The sequence below is a fragment of the Cellulomonas biazotea genome, from assembly GCF_004306155.1.
GTDB classification, from domain to species: Bacteria; Actinomycetota; Actinomycetes; order Actinomycetales; family Cellulomonadaceae; genus Cellulomonas; species Cellulomonas biazotea.
In genome coordinates this window covers 1-670 of record NZ_BIMR01000445.1, presented here as the reverse complement: position 1 = coordinate 670, position 670 = coordinate 1, and the positions used below count along the sequence as shown (strand labels likewise).

Annotated in this window: 2 protein-coding genes; both read left to right on the top strand. The window is 79.7% G+C overall.

Annotated elements, in window-relative coordinates; translation table 11 throughout:
- On the top strand, positions 1-443 hold a 443-nt coding region (locus CBZ_RS19980; RefSeq protein ID WP_130783179.1), incomplete at its 5' end, for an aminotransferase class V-fold PLP-dependent enzyme.
- A 17-nt stretch (positions 444-460) separates the two neighbouring features.
- Positions 461-670: sulfurtransferase TusA family protein (locus CBZ_RS19975; protein ID WP_130783178.1), on the top strand; the 210-nt coding region annotated here is incomplete at its 3' end.

Below are 670 nucleotides of genomic sequence, written 5' to 3'. Positions count from 1 at the left end.
GTGTGAGCGTCCCCGCCGCGCTGGCGGCCGCCGTCGCGCTGCAGGTCGCCGCGGCCGACCGGGACGCCGCGGACACCGCGCGGCGCGCGCTCGTCGACACCGTGCGCGCCCGGGTCGGCGCCGAGGTGCCCGACGCCGAGGTCGTCGGCGACCCGGACGGCCGGCTGCCGCACGTCGTGACGTTCTCGTTCCTCTACGTCGACGGCGAGGCGCTCGTCACCGCGCTCGACGCGCTCGGGTTCGCGGTCGCGTCCGGGTCGGCGTGCACGTCGAGCTCGCTCGAGCCGAGCCACGTGCTCGCGGCGATGGGCGTGCTCACGCACGGGAACGTCCGGCTGTCGCTCCCCCGCGGCGCGCGGGCCGACGACGTCGACCGCTTCCTCGACGTCCTGCCGGGCGTCGTCGAGCGCGTGCGGCACGCGGGCGGGGCGACGGGCCTGTGACCCCGGAGCCCGACGAAGTGCCCGGCGGCCCGGTCCCGACGGTCGACGCGCGCGGGCTGCGCTGCCCCGCCCCGGTCATCGCGCTCGCTCGTGCGGCGCGCGGCGCGCCCGCCGGGACCGAGATCACGGTCCTGGCGACGGACCCGGCCGCGCAGCACGACGTGCCCGCGTGGGCGCGCATGCGGGGCCACGTCGTCGTCGGGTCGTCGCAGGGCGGGGCCGGGCGG